General features: G+C 70.2%; 15 protein-coding genes. 2 read left to right on the forward strand and 13 right to left on the reverse strand.

All coding sequences use genetic code 11. The features are described 5' to 3' along the window. The first annotated feature begins 2 nt into the window (after nucleotides 1–2). Entirely contained in the window at nucleotides 3–536 is a 534-nt protein-coding gene (locus AB0L95_RS20715) for an alkyl hydroperoxide reductase (RefSeq protein WP_365163293.1), read from the forward strand. Nucleotides 537–677: 141 nt separating this feature from the next. Here the strand turns inward: AB0L95_RS20715 and AB0L95_RS20720 are convergent, their stop codons facing one another. The 4 genes from AB0L95_RS20720 to AB0L95_RS20735 form a co-directional block, all read right to left on the reverse strand. Next, nucleotides 678–1,991: an AI-2E family transporter gene (locus AB0L95_RS20720; RefSeq protein ID WP_365163295.1), complete on the reverse strand. Its 1,314-nt coding sequence runs from the start codon at nucleotides 1,989–1,991 to the stop codon at nucleotides 678–680. Nucleotides 1,992–2,165: 174 nt separating this feature from the next. Next, on the reverse strand, nucleotides 2,166–2,882 hold the full coding sequence (locus tag AB0L95_RS20725) for a transglycosylase SLT domain-containing protein (RefSeq protein ID WP_365163297.1): 717 nt from the start codon (nucleotides 2,880–2,882) through the stop codon (nucleotides 2,166–2,168). Between the two features lie 396 nt (nucleotides 2,883–3,278). After that, entirely contained in the window at nucleotides 3,279–4,604 is a 1,326-nt protein-coding gene (locus AB0L95_RS20730) for a PhoH family protein (protein ID WP_365163298.1), read from the reverse strand. A gap of 361 nt (nucleotides 4,605–4,965) precedes the next feature. Continuing rightward, nucleotides 4,966–5,739 (reverse strand): isoprenyl transferase, encoded by a 774-nt coding sequence (locus tag AB0L95_RS20735; protein WP_365163299.1) that lies wholly within the window; start codon nucleotides 5,737–5,739, stop codon nucleotides 4,966–4,968. Between the two features lie 647 nt (nucleotides 5,740–6,386). Here AB0L95_RS20735 and AB0L95_RS20740 point away from each other — a divergent pair. Then, nucleotides 6,387–6,722 (forward strand): DUF192 domain-containing protein, encoded by a 336-nt coding sequence (locus AB0L95_RS20740; protein WP_365163301.1) that lies wholly within the window; start codon nucleotides 6,387–6,389, stop codon nucleotides 6,720–6,722. A 167-nt stretch (nucleotides 6,723–6,889) separates the two neighbouring features. Here the strand turns inward: AB0L95_RS20740 and AB0L95_RS20745 are convergent, their stop codons facing one another. The 9 genes from AB0L95_RS20745 to AB0L95_RS20785 all read right to left on the reverse strand — a co-directional run bounded on the left by AB0L95_RS20745 (nucleotide 6,890) and on the right by AB0L95_RS20785 (nucleotide 14,502). Further along, the gene (locus tag AB0L95_RS20745; protein WP_365163303.1) at nucleotides 6,890–7,672 is read right to left on the reverse strand and encodes a class I SAM-dependent methyltransferase; all 783 of its coding nucleotides are present in this window, start codon (nucleotides 7,670–7,672) and stop codon (nucleotides 6,890–6,892) included. Nucleotides 7,673–7,770: 98 nt separating this feature from the next. Beyond that, nucleotides 7,771–8,643, reverse strand: coding sequence for an LLM class flavin-dependent oxidoreductase (locus AB0L95_RS20750; protein WP_365163304.1), 873 nt, complete (start codon nucleotides 8,641–8,643; stop codon nucleotides 7,771–7,773). Nucleotides 8,644–8,684: 41 nt separating this feature from the next. Further along, nucleotides 8,685–9,281 (reverse strand): dihydrofolate reductase family protein, encoded by a 597-nt coding sequence (locus AB0L95_RS20755; protein ID WP_365163306.1) that lies wholly within the window; start codon nucleotides 9,279–9,281, stop codon nucleotides 8,685–8,687. Nucleotides 9,282–9,382: 101 nt separating this feature from the next. Beyond that, on the reverse strand, nucleotides 9,383–10,039 hold the full coding sequence (locus tag AB0L95_RS20760) for an OmpA family protein (protein ID WP_365163308.1): 657 nt from the start codon (nucleotides 10,037–10,039) through the stop codon (nucleotides 9,383–9,385). 6 nt (nucleotides 10,040–10,045) lie between these two features. Further along, nucleotides 10,046–10,636: a hypothetical protein gene (locus AB0L95_RS20765; RefSeq protein ID WP_365163310.1), complete on the reverse strand. Its 591-nt coding sequence runs from the start codon at nucleotides 10,634–10,636 to the stop codon at nucleotides 10,046–10,048. A 15-nt stretch (nucleotides 10,637–10,651) separates the two neighbouring features. After that, nucleotides 10,652–11,257 (reverse strand): pilus assembly protein TadG-related protein, encoded by a 606-nt coding sequence (locus AB0L95_RS20770; RefSeq protein WP_365163448.1) that lies wholly within the window; start codon nucleotides 11,255–11,257, stop codon nucleotides 10,652–10,654. 320 nt (nucleotides 11,258–11,577) lie between these two features. Next, nucleotides 11,578–12,309: a response regulator transcription factor gene (locus AB0L95_RS20775; protein ID WP_365163312.1), complete on the reverse strand. Its 732-nt coding sequence runs from the start codon at nucleotides 12,307–12,309 to the stop codon at nucleotides 11,578–11,580. Beyond that, the gene (locus tag AB0L95_RS20780) at nucleotides 12,302–13,606 is read right to left on the reverse strand and encodes a histidine kinase (RefSeq protein WP_365163313.1); all 1,305 of its coding nucleotides are present in this window, start codon (nucleotides 13,604–13,606) and stop codon (nucleotides 12,302–12,304) included. Before AB0L95_RS20780 ends, AB0L95_RS20775 begins: the two co-directional genes overlap by 8 nt. Further along, nucleotides 13,603–14,502, reverse strand: coding sequence for a DUF5936 domain-containing protein (locus AB0L95_RS20785; RefSeq protein ID WP_365163314.1), 900 nt, complete (start codon nucleotides 14,500–14,502; stop codon nucleotides 13,603–13,605). Before AB0L95_RS20785 ends, AB0L95_RS20780 begins: the two co-directional genes overlap by 4 nt. Between the last annotated feature and the right edge of the window lie 4 nt (nucleotides 14,503–14,506).

Below are 14,506 nucleotides of genomic sequence, written 5' to 3' on the forward strand. Positions count from 1 at the left end.
CCATGTCCCTCGACTCGCTGAAGTCCGCCGTCCCGGACTACGCCAAGGACCTGAAGCTCAACCTTGGCTCGGTCATCGGCAACTCCGACCTGCCGGCCCAGCAGCTGTGGGGCACCGTGCTGGCCACGGCGATCGCCTCGCGCTCGCCGATCGTGCTGCGCGAGCTGGAGCCCGAGGCGAAGGCGAACCTCACGCCCGAGGCGTACACCGCGGCGAAGGCCGCGGCCGCCGTCATGGCGATGAACAACGTCTTCTACCGGACCCGCCACCTGCTCTCGGACCATGAGTACGGCACCCTGCGCGCCGGGCTGCGGATGAACGTGATCGGCAACCCCGGGGTCGACAAGCTCGACTTCGAGCTGTGGTCTTTCGCCGTGTCCGCGATCAACGGCTGCGGCATGTGCCTGGACTCCCACGAGCAGGTCCTGCGCAAGGCGGGCATGCAGCGTGAGGTCATCCAGGAGGCCTTCAAGATCGCTTCGGTGATCCAGGCCGTCGGCGTCACCCTGGACGCGGAGGCTGTCCTCGCCGAGTGACGGCCGCGCGACCGAACGGGCCCGCTCCCAGCTGCCGCTGGGGCGGGCCTCTTCGTATGCGCGGCGGGCCTTCTCCTACGCGCAGTGGGCCTTCTTGTACGCGCGTGGGTGCCGAGCGAGGTCGGACCGGGGCCGTACCGGTCAGGCGGACGGCGTCTCGTCCAGTGGCGGCTTCGCCCGGGTCTCGGCGGAGAGCGTGCCGAGGTCCGGCTCCGACGGCTGGTGCGGCACAGCGTTCGCGTACGACCGCAGATAGCCCACCACGGTGTTCGTCACCGCCACCAGCGGCACCGCCACCACGGCCCCGCCGATCCCGGCGACCATGCCGCCGGCCGTCACCGACAGCACCACCGCCAGCGGATGGACCCTGACGGCCCTACCCAGGATGAACGGCTGCAGGATGTGTCCCTCGATCTGCTGGACCGCGAGCACCACGGCCAGCGTCATGATCGCGGTGAAGACACCCTGGGTCACCAGCGCCACCACCACCGCCAGTGCGCCCGAGGCCACCGCGCCCACCAGGGGGATGAAGGAGAACAGGAAGATGAAGACGGCGAGCGGCACGGCCATGGGGACGTTCAGGAAGTAGATCCCGAGACCGATGAAGATCGCGTCGATCAGGGCCACGATCACCGTGCCCCGGACATAGGCGGTCAGGGTGCGCCACGCCCGCGGGCCCGCGCCCGCCACGCCCGGCCGCGCCGCGGCCGGCACCAGCTTCAGCGTCCACTCCCAGATGCGCCGGCCGTCGTAGAGCAGGAAGAGCGTGGAGAACATCGTCAGGAGGATGCCGGTGAGCGCCTCCACGATGACCGTCACGCCCTCGAGACCCGCCGAGGTGATCTGGTCGGTGTTGGCGCCGATCGCCTCCCGCAGGTTCTTCGCGATCTCGTTGATCTGCTTGTCGGTGACGTGGAAGGGGCTGTGCAGCAGCCACTTGCGCAGTTCGTCGATGCCGTCCTGGATCTGGTTGGAGAGCGAGTCGATGTTCTCCATGACCTGCCAGGTCACGAACCACCCGATCAGACCCATGACGACGAAGCCGAGGACGGCGGTCATCGCGGTGGCCGGGCCCCGCGGCACCCCGTAGCGTCGCAGCCGCGCCACGGTCGGCTGCAGCAGCGCCGTGATGAGCAGCGCGCACACGAAGGCGAACACCACCAGCTGGACGGAGCTGATGACCCGCATCAGCACCCAGACCGTGCCCGCGAGGACGAGCAGCCGCCAGCCCGCCTCGGCCGCGACCCGTACGCCCCACGGGACCGCCTCGACGGGGTGCGGGCGGGTCTGCGGCGCGGCGGGCACATACGTCGACGGCTGCACATGGTCCACCACGGGGGGTGGTTCGGTCTCGATGTGCTCCTTCTCCACCTCGGCTCGGCGTTCGTCCAGCCGCTCACCCACCTGGGTGATCCCGGCGCCGATCCGAGCCAGCCAGCCTGGCACTTGCGACATGATCCGTCCTCTTCCCCCGCGTCCCCGGGTGCGGCCCACCACTCCCCCCTGGAAGTCGTCGCCTCCGACCGTACATGGCAGGCGCCGTCGGCCGTGTGAACAGCCGTAGCCCCTCACCGACAGACGGTGAGGGGCTACGCGAGGTTGAGCGACTGGGTGCGGCGGACCCGCGGCTCAGTACCAGCTGTTGGCCTGCCAGAACGACCACGCGTCACACGGGCTGCCGTACCGGCTGTTCATGTAGTTGAGGCCCCACTTGATCTGTGTGGCCGGGTTGGTCTGCCAGTCGGCACCGACGGACGACATCTTGGAGCCGGGCAGAGCCTGGAAGAGACCGTAGGCACCGGAAGAGGCGTTGACCGCACGGTAGTTCCAGCTGGACTCGTGGTCCACGATGTTGCTGAAGCACTGGAACTGGCCGGCTCCGACCATCGAGCGCGCCATCGCCTGGATCTGCGCGACCGAGTAGGAGCCCTGGACGGGGAAGCTGGACGCGTCGCGGGTCGCGTCGCGGCTGGCCTTCTCCTCGGCCTCCTTGCGAGCCTTGGCGTCCTCCTCGGCCTTCTGAGCGGCCTTCTGCTTGGCGACCGCGTCCGCGGCCGCCTGCTTGCGGGCCGACTCCTCGGCGTCCTTCTTGGCGCTCGCGTCCGCGGCGATGGCCTGGGCATCGGCCTGCTGCGTCAGCGACGCGGTCTGGACCTGGGCCTGCTGTCCTGCGGGTATGTCCGCGAGGAGCGTGGTGTCGCTAGCCGTTGCCTCGGCGTCGCTCGAGGGCTGCCCAGTGCTGCCCGAGGCAACACCAGTGACGGCGCCGACAGCGGTGACCGCCGTGGCCGAGGCCACTGCGAATCCCCGGACCGAAATCCGGCTCACACGGTTTCCTTCCAGCATCGCCCGCTTCGGTGACCCTGGCGGACGCAATCGTGCCCCTGACGCTGGCCTCCCAACTGCGGGGTCACGGGAGGCACGGGCCCGGTGGGCAACTTCCCCGAGGGAAGCGCCGCGTGGTGCTCGGGCGGCATACGACGGCTCTATGGAGTTCTGGTGCTTCAGTTGTGCCATACCGCTGGGGGTACACGTGTGTCGTATGCGGGGCCTGACAGGAGTGAGACTCTGCCGTAACCCGACACCGGGTGGCAATTCTGCGCTGAGTGTGAAAGCTCACACCTCGTTTGGCTCAGGGGAATCGCGGAAATACCCACACACCAAAGCGCCGCCCGGCTAGGCTCTATGCCTTTACCGGACGGCGCCAACTGGTGAGTAACTACCTCACGTTGGACAGGGGACTCAGATCTGCCCCTCTTCGAGCATTTCGGTCACAAGGGCCGCGATCTGGGACCTCTCGGACCGCGTGAGCGTGACATGCGCGAAGAGCGGATGCCCCTTCAGTTTCTCCACCACGGCGACGACTCCGTCGTACCGACCCACCCGCAGGTTGTCCCGCTGGGCCACGTCATGCGTGAGAACAACGCGTGAATTGGAGCCGATCCGAGACAGAACGGTCAGGAGAACATTCCGTTCCAGCGACTGCGCCTCGTCCACGATCACAAACGCGTCGTGCAGCGAGCGGCCGCGGATATGGGTGAGCGGAAGGACCTCCAGCATCCCGCGCGCCGTGACCTCTTCGATGACCTCGCGGGAGGTGACCGCGGACAGGGTGTCGAAGACCGCCTGCGCCCAGGGGCTCATCTTCTCGGCCTCGGTGCCCGGCAGATAGCCCAGTTCCTGCCCGCCGACCGCGTACAACGGCCGGAAGACCATCACCTTCTGGTGCTGCCGGCGCTCCAGCACCGCCTCCAGACCCGCGCACAGCGCCAGCGCGGACTTGCCGGTGCCGGCCCGGCCGCCCATCGACACGATCCCCACGTCCGGGTCGAGCAACAGATCGAGGGCGATCCGCTGCTCGGCGCTGCGGCCCTTGATGCCGAACGCCTCCCGGTCCCCGCGCACCAGGCGGACGGTGCCGTCCGCCGTGACCCGGCCCAGTGCCTTGCCCCGCTCCGACTGGATCGTCAGGCCGGTGTGCACGGGGAGGTCGGCGGCCTCGGGGACATGCACGTGCCCCTCTTCGAAGAGGATGTCCACCCGCTCGGCGGACAGCGTCAGTTCGGACATTCCGGTCCACCCGGAGGAGTCCGTGATGGCCAACTCCGCACGGTACTCCTCGGCGAGGAGCCCGACCGAGGACGCCTTGATCCTCAGCGGGAGGTCCTTCGACACGACGGTGACGTCGAACCCCTCCGCCTGCAGATTGCGGGCGACCGCGAGGATGCGGGAGTCGTTGTCGCCCAGGCGGTAGCCGGTGGGCAGCACGCTGGGGTCCGAGTGATTGAGCTCGACCCTGAGGGTTCCGCCGAGGTCCCCGGTCGGCAGGGGAGCGTCGAGACGGCCGTACCGCACCCGGTAGTCGTCGAGCAGACGCAGTGCCTGCCGGGCGAAGTAGCCGAGTTCGGGATGGTGCCGCTTGGCCTCCAGTTCCGTGACCACGACGATCGGGAGCACGACCTCGTGCTCGTCGAATCGGGTCACGGCGTTCGGATCGGCCAGCAGGACGCTGGTGTCGAGAACATAGGTGCGCCGGTCTGGCTTGTGGCGCTTTGCGCTGGTCACCACGGAAGGACGTACCCCCTCGGATGAGGTCGGGGAGCGACGGAGTGAGATGCCGGATGGGGCTGGGCGGGAGAAGTCCCGACCGGTCCACGGCCGCGATGCACGGGCCGAGAACCGGCCCTCCGTTGCTTCTTCCGTGCCGAGACCGCACGGTCGGGCTGGTGCAAAGGGCCTCCCGGGCGGACGGCCCCGAGCCGTCCGCTGAGATACGACACCCGTGGTTCGGGCGTCGACCTGTTGGGCTTATGCCCTCGAACACGCGCAGCCATGCCAGGGCATACGGCGGCGCCCCGGTGAACTCCTCGTAACGTCCCTCGTCGGGCCCGCACCCAGGAGAGTGGTGCCGGGCCGCGATGAACAGGTGTCAGCCGCCGTAGCGGCGGTGTCGCGCAGCGTAGTCGCGCAGCGCGCGCAGGAAGTCGACCTTGCGGAAGGCCGGCCAGAAGACCTCGCAGAAGTAGTACTCCGAATGGGCCGTCTGCCACAGCATGAAACCGGACAACCGCTGCTCGCCGCTCGTCCGGATGACGAGGTCGGGGTCGGGCTGGGCGCTGGTGTACAGGTGGCGGCCGATCAGATCGACGTCCACGGACTCGGCGAGCTCCTCCATCGAGGTGCCCTTGTCGTGGGCGTCGAGGATCATCGAGCGGACGGCGTCGGCGATCTCCTGGCGGCCGCCGTAGCCGACGGCGACGTTGACGATTATCCCGTCGACGTGCGCGGTGGCCTCCTCGGCCTCCTTCACCGCGGTCCGCACATGGCCGGGCAGCATGTCGAGCGCGCCGACGTGGTGCACGCGCCAGCGGCCGTCGGCGGCGAGCGAGCGCACGGTGTCCGCGATGATCCCGAGGAGCGGGACCAGCTCCTCCTTGGGCCGGTTCAGGTTGTCCGTGGACATCAGCCAGAGGGTGACGACCTCGACGTCCGTCTCGGCGCACCAGCCGAGGAACTCCTCGATCTTGTCCGCGCCGGCCTGGTGGCCCTGTGCGGTGGTCGAGCCCGCCGCCTTCGCCCAGCGCCGGTTGCCGTCCATGATGACGCCGATGTGCTTGGGCACCTGAGCGTGGTCCAGGTGACCTTCCACCCGGCGTGCGTACAACCTGACCAGCAGGCCGCGCAGCTTGTCGCGCAGGTTCACGTGATTGTCAGCCCCTCCGTGCGGATCAGACAGGGTGTGGGCGGGTGCGCTCCCCGTCGGATGGCGGTCCCCGGGGGCGAAGCCTACCCCCGGAGCGCCGGGGCACCGCCCAGGGGTGTCGGCGGCCCGCCTCGGGGCCGTACGGGTGAACGGCGGCTGAACGACAGCCTCGTTGTCGCGTTTTCCGGGCCGCCGGACGCTGCTCCCCCGCACGGCCTGCTGGGTCGACGGGGGCGTCGCGCCCGGTTCGGTCCCTGAGGGTGGGACGCGCATGACGTCCGTTCGGTTTCCGGCGGGTCCGGTCCGGTCGGGGCGGTGCAAAGAAAAACGGGCCGGTCCGTGGGGGGGAGACGGACCGGCCCGAGGGGGGGTTTCCACCATAACCCTTCGTAAGGGCAACCGCGCGCATTGCCGGGAAACAACTACTCTCCGAAGTCGTCCGGCAACGCCCCGATGGCTCCGGAGGCGTGCATTCCGTGCGGCATCATGGCCGAATCACAGGGGATTCAAAGGAAATCCGGGCGAAGCCCTAGGGATCCCTGGGGTTTTCGAGCGATGGCGGGACAGTCGACGACACCGCGCGGCGTACTCCGGGCGGGTGACCCGCACGAAAACAGCCACTTGACGCCACCGCTAACGTCGCTGTCATGGCCACGTTCACCACGGCGGGGACCGCCGCCCCGGTGCCGCTGGAGGTCGCCCGGTCGGCGCGCGACCGGCGGCGCGGGCTGCTCGGGCGGGACGGGATCGAGGGGGCGCTGCTGTTGAGCCCGGCGAGCGCGGTGCACACCCTGGGGATGCGGTTCGCGATCGACGTGGCCTATCTGGACCGGAACTTGCGGGTGGTGGCGGTGCGCACGATGCGGCCGGGGCGGATCGGTCTGCCCCGCCCCTGGGCGAGCCACGTCCTGGAGGCGGAGGCCGGGGCGATGGAGCGCTGGGGCGTACGCCGCGCAACCCGGGTCTTTCTGGAGGACGCCTGACGGCGCGTCGGCGCCGGAAGGAGGGCACCGCGCAGCCCCCTCCACTGCGCGGTGCCGCCCGCGCAGCTTTGCTCACGCGAAATTCCTTGGTCCGAACTTAACGTGGCCCCTGAGGGCGGGGCGAGCCACGCTGGATAACGATGTGGAAACCCCCTGGCACCGACCCCTCACCGGGACAGCGGCGTCCCGGGTTTGCGGGCCTCGACGAGGAATCGGGTGCTGTGGGCGACGAACGGCCCCCGGGAGCGGATCTGCTCGTGCAAGGACCGCAGCCGGGACTCGTACCGCTCCACGGTGAAGCCGGGCACCATCCAGATCACCTTGCGCAGGAAGTGGACGACCGCGCCGATGTCGAGGAACTCCATACGCAGCCGGGCCTCCTGGAGGTCGACGACCTCCAGGCCGGCCGCTTCGGCCTCGGCACGCGCCCGCCGGGGATCCCGGGCGCCGCGGACCTCCGCCGGCTGCGGTCCGAGGAAGTACTCGACGAGCTCGACCGCGCTCGCCGGACCGACCTGCTGGGAGAAGTACGTGCCGCCGGGGCGCAGCACACGGGCGATCTCACTCCAGTACGTCCGCACCGGGTGCCGGCTGGTGACGAGGTCGAAGGCGGCCTCCGCGAAGGGCAGCGGGGCCTCCTCGGGCGAGGCGACCACCACGGCACCGCGCGGGTGGAGCAGGGCGGTGGCCCGGGCGATGTTCGGCGGCCAGCCCTCGGTGGCGACGGTGAGCGGCGGCAGCGCCGGCGCGGAGGCCAGGACCTCTCCTCCCCCGGTCTGGATGTCGAGCGCGGCAGCGGCGCCCGCCAGCCGCTCCGCCATCGAACATGCGTACCCCCACGGAGGCCGCTCCTCCGTCGCCCGTCCCTCGAACCAGGAGAAGTCCCAGCCGTCGACGGATGCCTCGACGGCTTCACGGACCAGCTCTTCGAACGTACGGTCGCCACTCATACCGGTCATGGTCCCAACTAGCAGACGGGGGACGCGACCGAAATAACAGCGGGGCGGGCGGGCCAACGGATCGCGGCGCCGGCGGGCGGGCGGGCGGACTACGGCACCAGCGGGCGGACTTCCCCGGCCGTGAACCGTACGAAGCCCTCGGGGTCCGGCTCGTCGCCCGTGGGCTGGAGGATCACGGTGTCGGCCCCCGCCTCCACCAGGCGTTGGACCGCCTTCGCGACGGCTCCCGCGTCCCCGGCGACACCGAGGTCCGGCACGGAGCCCAGGCCCTCCGCCGCCAGCTCGGCCCGCAGGCGGACCGACGCGTCCGGACCGGTGGCGGTCAGCAGGTAGACCACGATGTGATGGGGGTCGGTGCGGCCGGCCGCCGCCCGCCCCTCGTCGATGAGGGTGCGAGCCCGCCGTACGCCCTCCGGTGTGGTGGCCGCGGTCAGGATCGTCCCGTCCGCCGCCTCCCCGGACAGCCGCAGCGAGCGCGGTCCGGTGACCCCGGCGAGAACGCCGGCCGGTTCCGCGGGCGGCCAGTCCAGCGCGACGCCGTCCAGCTTCACATACCGCCCGTCCGTGGTGACGCGCTCACCGCGGAGCAGGGCCCGCAGGGCGTCGAGGTACTCGCGCAGGAGGGTGACGGGCGACTCGGCACGGGCACCGACCTGGCCCATCCAGCTCTGGACACCGTGCCCGACGCCGACCATCGCCCGGCCGGGGAACAGCCGCTCCAGCGTGGCGGTCTCCATCGCGGTGATCGCGACGTTCCGCAGCGGCACGGGCAGCAGTCCGACGCCGACGCGCAGCCGCTCGGTCCAGGCGAGCGCGGCGGACGCGGCCGAGATCCCGCCCTCCAGGAAGCAGTCCTCCCACAGCCACAGCTCCTCCAGGCCCGACTCGTCCGCGAGCCGCGCCAACGGGCGCAGCCGCTCGGGAGGCAGTTGGGGCCGGAACACAACACCGAGTCCAGTCATACGGCCTTCCTATGCGAGCGGGCCCGAAGCCCACAACACGTTTACCCGCCGTCCGACACCTCCTGGTCCTCGTCGGCCCCGGGGCGTTCGTAGTGCAGCAGTACGACACCGTTGCCGAAGCGGCGGGAGTCGATCAGGCGCAGGGCGGTCAGGGCGTCGCTCTCGGCGAAGAGGCGCTGCCCGCGGCCGACCAGGATCGGATGGACGTACACCCGGAACTCGTCCACGAGATCCTGACGCAGGAACTCGGCGGCCAGGGCGGCACCGCCGAGCGCGAGGTCGCCGCCCTCCTGCTCCTTGAGCGCAAGGATGTCCTCGACGACGACGTCCCGGACGATGGTGGTGTGCCAGTCCGCGTGCTCCAGGGTCCGGGAGAACACGACCTTCGGCATGTTCCGCCAGATCCGGGCGTACTCGACCATCGGCCCCGAGCGGTGCGGATCTGCGTCCGCGGTGGGCCAGAACTCGGCCATGAGCTGGTAGGTGACACGCCCGTTCAGGAACGCGCCCATCTCTTTGAGCACGTCATTGAAGTGCTGGTGCAGTTCGTCGTCGACCAGATGCCAGTCGATCTCACGGTTCGGGCCCTCGATGAAGCCGTCCAGGGACATGGACATCATCAGGACGATCTTTCTCACGGCAGCTCCCGGGTACGACGCCGACCATCCGGACGGCACGAGCATCGCGCAGCGGCGGCGCGCGGACGGGGAGGCGGCTCCGGGTGATTCGTACCCGGATCTCAGCCGCCGGCGGTACCCGCCGAGCCCGAGGCCGAATCCCCGGACGACTCCCCCCGGGGGAACGACACCTCCACGCGACGGTTCTTGCGGCGTCCCTCCTCCGTGGAGTTGTCGGCGATCGGGTAGTCCTCGCTGTAGCCGCGCACCTCGAAGGTGACGGTGCCGCCGAGGCGCGCGGCCAGCTGGTCGTGGACCGCCTCGGCGCGCTGCTTGGAGAGGACGAGACCGTGGGCGTACGAGCCCAGGTCGTCGGTGAAGCCGAAGACACGGACGTTCGTGGCGTTCTGCTTCTTGATCTCGTCCGCGATGGCGTCGATGCGGGAGCGGGCCTCCGGGTTCAGCTTGGGGCTGTCCTTGGCGAACAGCACCTCGGCCTGGAGCGCGAACGTGACGTTCTCGTTGGTGTCCTCGCGCCGCTCCTCACCGCCGAGGTCCTCCACGACGGACTTGATGTCCAGCACCTTGGCGGGCGCGAGGGTGGCCCCGTCGGCGAGCTTCAGCCCCGGACTGGCGGGGTCGACGGAGGGGGGCGGCGAGGTGGTGACGGTACCGGGGGGCGCGCTGGGGTCGTCATCGGCGACGGCCGGGGTGCCACCGGCGAGACCGAGCACGGTGACCAGGGAGAGCGCGGTGACGGCACGCAGGGGGCGGGGCATGGCGGCTCATCCCTGGGAGAGTTCGACGGTGGCGGGGGGCATGGCGCCGACCTGGAAGTCGACGGTGTCGGTGCCTTCGGGCGGGGCGGGGAACTGGGCGAACCAGTCGGCCGACTTCCCGGCCTCCACACCACCGCCGTCGAACTTGGTGCAAAGGCACCGGCCCTGAGTGTCCCGCAGGACGAGGTACTTCTTCTTGCCCTTGCTGTCGACCAACGCGGCCCCCGCCAAGGAGGCCCCGTTCCGGCTCAGCTCCCTCTCATCGCCTCGCCAGTTGGATGCGATCCAGAACTGGCCGCTGTTGTTGGTGACCGTCCCGCTGACCGTCACGAATCCGCCCTGGTCCCGGACCGCAGAGGTGACCGTCAGCGTGATGTCACCGCCCTTCACCTGGGCGAGTACCTGGTCCGCTGCGGGAGCGGAGGACTCCTGTCGCCGACTGCCGCCGCTTTTGGCCGTGGCTTTGGAAGAGGATGTACCCCTGGGCTTCTCACCGCCGCTTCCGCTGCCGCAGCCGGCCACCGCAAGGACCAGCCCGGTCGCAACCGCGACCGCGCTCAGCGCCCTACGGCCCTTCATAGTGCGCGGAAAGTCCATCGGTTCGGCTTCCTTTCACTCGGCCAGATGCACAGAGAACAGCACGGACGCGTCAGGAAGGTCGTCCGAAGGGAAGTGTTCGGGGTCGATGTCGACGGACCGGCCGTCGCAGTCGAGGTGCACGGGCTTCTTCGGATCGACATCCGACGGGAAGGTGCACCGTGGCTCGATCACCGCGACGGCATCGGCCCTCGCGTGTCGCGTCTCCGTGCCCGGAACGATGGACTTACCCACCGTGTAGCGCGTCTGGATCGTCACCCGGTATCCGGAGAAGCCGTTCACAGTGGTTGGAACAAAGGCTTCTACGGTCGAGTCGTTGTCGGCCGCCAGCCGGGCGGCGGCGGCACTCGCTCCTGTTCCCTGCGGGCCTTGGCCGCGAAGCCACTTCGTCCAGTCGTCGTCCTGTCCGATGGCCCCCTGCAGGCCGGTCATCAGCTCGTCGCGGGTGTCCTGTACCGCCGCCAACGCAGCAGCGTCCGCCGCGGACTGAGCTCCATTGCGGGCGGACGCTGCTTGAGCAAAGGCGAAAAAGGCGAACGCGGCGAACAGCAGAATGGCAGTCAGCCAGATGTAGAGCGGGAGCGTCTGCCCCCGATCGTCGGTAGAGCGCTTCGGCGTCAGCCGCCGGTCACTGAGGTGACAGCCGTCCGGATCGCGCCGGAGATCATGCCATCGAGGCCGATCTGGTCGATCAACGTGAAGATCCCCGCGATGATGATCATCAGCCCCGCATACTCCACGAACCCGGCCCCCGCATCCCGCCCGGCCCCCCGCATCCGGAGCGCCACGGTACTCCGCCACGTGCCGATCCTGTGCCTCGTCCTCGTCACCACGGCCCCTGACCTCCCGCCCGATGCGGCTACGACCAACCCACGCACCGTATGTGAAAGAGCCCTCACTCCGAGTGGGTCCAGGGGCCCAACTTCCGTGCCTGCGGGGGGTCATCGGCTCCACCCCTCGCGGGCCGTGCCCAGCCAGTGGGCGATCGCTTCGCTGCGCGTAGAACTGTGCAGCTTCGCGAAGATGCGATTGATGTGATTCTTGACCGTCTTCTCGCTGATGAAGCAGGCGGCGGCGATCTGCCGGTTGTTCATACCGGCCGCGATGAGATCCATGACCTCCACCTCCCTGGAGCTCAGGCCGAAGTCCAGCCATCCCGCGGCACGGTGCCGAGGGCCTCCCGTACGGGCGGTGAGAGCCTTCGACGAATGTGCCACAACTGGTTGCAGGTGCGAAGGGCTTTCGTCTCGTTCGTAGGAAACGCCGAACGAAGACGGGACAGTCCCCCGTCCCTCCCTCAGCTTCCTTACCGCGGCGACCAGTTCGACCGTCGTGAACTCGCCGTGCACCAGATAGCCGGAGGCCCCGCGGCGCAACGCCTCCGCCACGACCTCGGGTTCCCTGCTGTACGTCAGCATCATCACGGGGGCCGTGCGGGCCAGCAGGGGCAGTGCGGTCAGGCCGTCCGTGCCGGGCATACGGACGTCCAGGAGGACGACGTCCGGACGGTGCCGGGCGGCGCACACGAGCGCCTGCTCGCCGTCCGCCGCCTCCGCGACGACCTCGATGTCGGGGTGGACGGACAGCAGGGCGGTCAGGCCCGCCCGTACGACCGGGTTGTCGTCGGCCACGAGGACGCGCAACGGCGGGCCGGGAAGTGCCTGGTCAGGCATGTGCGGCCTCCTCCTGGGGGCTGGGGGGAGAGGTGGCGGGGACGGGGATGTGCAGATGGATCTCGGCGCCGCCCAGCGGTGAGCGGCCGAGGTGGAGGCGGCCGCGCAGGGACGCGGCGCGTTCCGCCATGCCCAGCAGACCGAAGTGGCCGGTTCTCGCCAGGTCTTCGGGCACGGCGGTCGGGGGCAGTCCGACACCGTTGTCCCCGATCCGCAGGTCGAACGCCTCGAACCCGGTGATGTCGAGTGCGATACGGACGCGGGTGGCGTGGGCATGGCGGTGAGTGTTCTCCAGCGCCTCGGAGACGATGGACAAGACGTCGTGCGCGGCCGGATACGGCAGGAGGAGCGGTGCGTCCGGCAGCCTCAGTTCGGTCCCCGCGCCGCCGCGGACCGCGAACGCCCGGCCACGCGAGACGACTTCGGCCACCACGTCCAGGCGGCCCGCCGTGAAGTCGGTACGGCGCCGCAGGTCCGCCAGCAGGTCGCGGGACTCCCCCGCGGCCCGTCGTGCGGCGTCGGCCACCTGGACCGCCTGGCGCTTGAGGGTGGCGGGGTCGCGGTGCTCGGCCGAGGCGGCGAGGGCCTCCGCGGCCAGCGCCAGGCCGTGCAGGGTCTTCGCCACCGAGTCGTGCATCTCCCGGGCCAGCCAGGCCCGTTCGGAGTCGACGGCCTCGGCCGCCGCGAGCCGGGCGTTCGCCTCGGACAGTGCCTCACTGGCCGCGCCGAAGCGGAACATCAGATTGCGCAGGGTCACCCCGATGATCCCCGCGGCCACGCAGAACCCGGCGATGAGGAGGGTGCTGACCCCGGCGCCGGGGCGGTGTTCCCAGGCGCGGAACACCCCCAGCACGACGGCGAGTTGCAGGCCGGTGAGGACTCCGGCACCACGCCAGCCGTAGAGCAGTCCGGACAGCAGCGGTGTGCAGACCGTGGCGTAGGCGAGGGGGGAGACGGGGGACGCGGTCGAGAGGAGCGTGGCGACGAAGAGCAGGTCCAGCGCCATGAGCGTCGGGTGGGCGAGCAACCGTGGGCCGACCCGGTCCCAGTCGCGCAGCAGGGCGTACGACGTCATCACGCCGAGGACGGCGGCGGCGAGGACGGCGTAGCGGAGGGCGCCGGAGGGGGTGTTGGCCAGCGCGAACGGGGCGCCGATCACGACCAGGGCGAGGCGTACGGCCACGGTCTGGCGGCACAGGGCCTGCAGCGCGCTCAACTGGAGGCGGACGCTGGCGGGCGCCGGGGCGTCGTCCTCCAGATACCCGGGGGTGGGGCGAGCGGTCCGGTTGCTCATCATCGGCCCAGGATCGATCCGAAGTTCGTCCCCGAGCCCAGGAACATGCCCGTGGCAATGAGGATCATCGTCGCCGGGAGCATGAAGACCAGCGTGACCATGGTGGCCTTGGGGACCGTCCTGGCCGCGCGGCGGCGGGCGTTCTGGGCGTCCGTGCGCCGCATGTCGGTGGCCAGCTGGATCAGCGTCTCCGCGATCGGGGAGCCCAGTTCCTCCCCCTGTTGCAGGGCGGAGACGAACTGGGAGACCTGCTCGGAGGAGTTGCGCCGGCGCAGCTCGTCGAAGGCCTGGCGGCGGCTGACGCCCATGTCCATCTGGCGCAGGGTGATGCGCAGTTCGTCGGCCCAGGGGCCCTCGTACTTCTCCGCGACCCGGTCCAGTGCCTGGCGGAAGCCGAGGCCGGCCGAGACGACGACCGCGAGGACGTCCAGGAAGTCCGGCAGCGTACGGTCGATGACGTCCTTGCGCTCACGGACGGCCTGCCAGATCAGGGCGTCGGCGGCGAGCAGACCGAAGGCGAACGTGAGCGCCGCAAAGAGCAGTTGCCCGTTCGTGAGGAACATCAGGCCCACGACCAGGCCGAAGACGCCGTACACCGCTCGGCGTGCGGCGTACCGCTGGAGGGTGAGGCCTCCGGGGTTGCCCGCCATGTCGATCCGGCGGCGTTTGGCGTCGACCCGGCGCGGCCCCATGAGGCGCAGCACGAGCGGGGTGAAGCGCATACCGAGCCGGTCGACCGCCGAGCCGGCCGTGGAGACACGGGTGGCGCCCACCTCCAGCGCGAGCGCCAGGTCGCTCGGCAGCTTGGCGTCCGCACGGATCATCCGGATGCCGAAGAGGATCCCCGTGACGGAGACGGCCGTCAGCAGGGCGAGCAGCAGGGGCAGCAGCGCGCTCATCGCG

This window comes from Streptomyces sp. NPDC052036 (genome assembly GCF_040680495.1).
In the GTDB taxonomy this organism is placed as follows: domain Bacteria; phylum Actinomycetota; class Actinomycetes; order Streptomycetales; family Streptomycetaceae; genus Streptomyces.